This window comes from Streptomyces sp. MBT65, from assembly GCF_016612545.1.
Classification (GTDB): domain Bacteria; phylum Actinomycetota; class Actinomycetes; order Streptomycetales; family Streptomycetaceae; genus Streptomyces.
In genome coordinates this window covers 1-2,930 of the sequence record NZ_JAENRY010000568.1, presented here as the reverse complement: position 1 = coordinate 2,930, position 2,930 = coordinate 1, and the positions used below count along the sequence as shown (strand labels likewise).

The window sequence follows — 2,930 nt, the reverse complement described above, 5'->3', positions numbered from 1 at the left end:
GCCCACTCCCCCGCCCTTTCCGGCTCTTCCGCAGCCCCCGTGGAGATCTCGATGGACAGCCCGATCGCCGTCATAGGAGGAACCGGCCGCGTAGGCCGGCTCGTCGCCCGTCAACTGCTCGCCCGGAGCGAGAGCGTCCGCGTCATCGGCCGCTCCACCCAGCGCGCCCGCCGCCACACCCCGCCGCAGGCCCAGTTCTTCGCGGCCGACGTGCGCGCCCCCGCCTCCGTCCGCACCCCGCTGTACGGCTGCTCGGCGGTCGTCTACATCGTGGAGCCGGGCACCGACGACGCCGGTCCCGACAGCCCCGAGACCACCCTGCACACCGGGGTCCGCCATGTCCTCGACGCGCTGCGCTCCACCGCGGCGAGTCCGCACTTCGTGCTGGTCAGCCAGCGCCATGTGACGCGGCGCGACCATCCCATGAACGCCTACGGCCGGATGCTGGACTGGCGGCTGGCCGGCGAGAACGCGGTCCGCTCCTCCGGGCTGCCGTACACCGTGATCCGCCCGGGCTGGCTCACCGACGAGCCCGGCCACGGCCATCTGCACCTGGAACAGGGCGACTTCGGCGACGGCATCGTGACCCGCCCGCTGGTCGCCGACGCCTGTGTACAGGCGCTGTACTCCCCCGCCGCCCGCGGCGTCACCTTCGAGATGCGCAGCGAGACGGGACCGGGCGCCTCGCCCGTGCCCTGGCAGGAACTCTTCGCCGGCCTCCGCGCCGACGCCCCGACCGCGGCCCGGGCCGCACTCACCTGAGGGTGGCCACCCATGCGTACGACACTCCGACGGACTCTGCGACCGACGCCATGACAGAACAGATGACCTTACGCCCCCACGAGGCCACCGGATACCCCGGCGGCCGTCCCTCCGACGTCACCCCCGGTCGGCCACAGCCGCTGGGACCCACCGTCGACGCCGACGGTGTCAACTTCTCGCTCTTCTCCGAACACGCCACGCAGGTCGACCTGTTGCTCTTCGAGCACTGCGACAGCCCGCAGCCGTACCGCACCATCACCCTGCTCCCCGACCGGCACCGCAGCTTCCACTTCTGGCACTGCCACGTGAGCGGGATCGGCGCCGGCCAGGTCTACGCGTTCCGGATCGACGGACCGCGCGACAACGGCGAGTTGGGCACCCGCTTCGACCACCGCAAGGTGCTGATCGACCCGTACGCGCGCGCCAACATCAACGGCCGCTGGGACCGCACCCACGCGATCGGCCCCGGCGACAACGTCGAGCACTGCATGCGCAGTCTGGTGGTCGACCTCGACGACTACGACTGGGAGGGCGACACCCCGCTGCGCACCCCGATGGCGGACACCGTCGTCTACGAGATGCACGTACGCGGGCTGACCGCCTCGCCGACCTCGGACGCCGAGCGGCCTGGCACCTTCTCCGCCGTCATCGACAAGATCCCGCATCTGCGCGAACTCGGCGTCACCGCCGTGGAGTTGCTGCCGGTCTTCGACTTCGACGAGACCCAGGTGCTGCGCTCGGGACCCGACGGCACCCCGCGCCGCAACTACTGGGGCTACGACCCCTACGGCTTCTTCGCCCCGCACACCGGCTACTGCTCCAGCCCCCATCTCGCCACGCACATCACCGAGTTCCGCGACATGGTGAAGGCGTTCCACCAGGCGGGCATCGAGGTCATCCTCGACGTGGTCTTCAACCACACCAGCGAGGGCAACGAGTTCGGGCCGACGATCAGCTTCCGGGGCGCGGCCAACGAGGCGTACTACCACCTGTGGCCGCAGGACCGCTCGCACTACATGGACTTCACGGGCTGCGGCAACGCGGTCAACGCCAACCATCCGATGGTCACCAAGTTCATCGTGGAGAGCCTCGAGTACTGGGTGACCGAGCACCACATCGACGGCTTCCGCTTCGACCTCGCCTCGGAGCTCTCGCGCGGCCCCCTCGGCTACGAGATGGCGGTGCCGCCGGCCCTGTGGGCGATCGAGCTGTCCCAGGTGCTGGCCGAGACGAAGATCATCGCGGAGCCGTGGGACGGCGGCGGCCTCTATCAGGTCGGCCGCTTCCCGGGGAAGCGCTGGGCACAGTGGAACGGCCCGTTCCGCGACGACGTACGGCGGTTCGTGCGCGGGGACGCGGGGATGGTCGGCGAGGTCGCCTCGCGGCTCGGCGGCTCGGCCGACCTGTTCGCGGCCCAGGGCGAACTGCCCACCAACAGCATCAACTTCATCACCTGCCACGACGGCTTCACCCTCAACGACCTGGTCAGCTACAACACCAAGCACAACCACAGCAACGGCGAGGCCAACGCCGACGGCGCCGACGAGAACTACAGCTGGAACTGCGGTGTCGAGGGCCCCAGCGACGACCCCGACATCGAGTACCTGCGGGTGCGGCAGATCAAGAACCTGCTGTCCCTGCTGATGCTCAGCCGCGGGGTGCCGATGCTGCTGGCGGGCGACGAGTTCCGCAACAGCCAGGGCGGCAACAACAACGGCTACTGCCAGGACAGTTCGGTCTCCTGGCTCGACTGGAACCAGGCCAGGAAGGAGAAGGAGACCACCGGCTTCACCCAGCGCGTCATCCGGCTCCGCAAGCGCTACCGCACCCTGCGCGAACCGCAGTTCTTCTCCGAACGCCTCAACTCCCGCTCCCTGCCCGACATCACGTGGCACGGCACCCGGCTCGACCAACCGGGCTGGGAGGACCCCAACGCCCGGGTGCTGGCCTGCACGTACGGCGGTTTCGACGGTGACCCGGATCTGCATCTGATCCTCAACATGTACCACCTGGGCCTCGACTTCGAGCTGCCCGAGATCCCCGGTCACCGCTGGCACCGCGTGCTCGACACGGCCCGCCCCGGCCCCGACGACATCCCGCCGCCCGGAGAAGAGGAGCTGGTCGACGGTCCCACCCACCACGCCCAGGGCCGCAGCGTCGTCCTGCTG

At 69.8% G+C, this 2,930-nt stretch carries 2 protein-coding genes; both read left to right on the top strand.

What is annotated here, in order from left to right:
* Nucleotides 1-762: NAD(P)H-binding protein (locus tag JHN63_RS50400; protein WP_234478921.1), on the top strand; the 762-nt coding region annotated here is incomplete at its 5' end.
* 62 nt (nucleotides 763-824) lie between these two features.
* Nucleotides 825-2,930, top strand: a 2,106-nt coding sequence (gene glgX, locus JHN63_RS50395) for a glycogen debranching protein GlgX (protein WP_200691838.1), incomplete at its 3' end; no start/stop codon positions are given.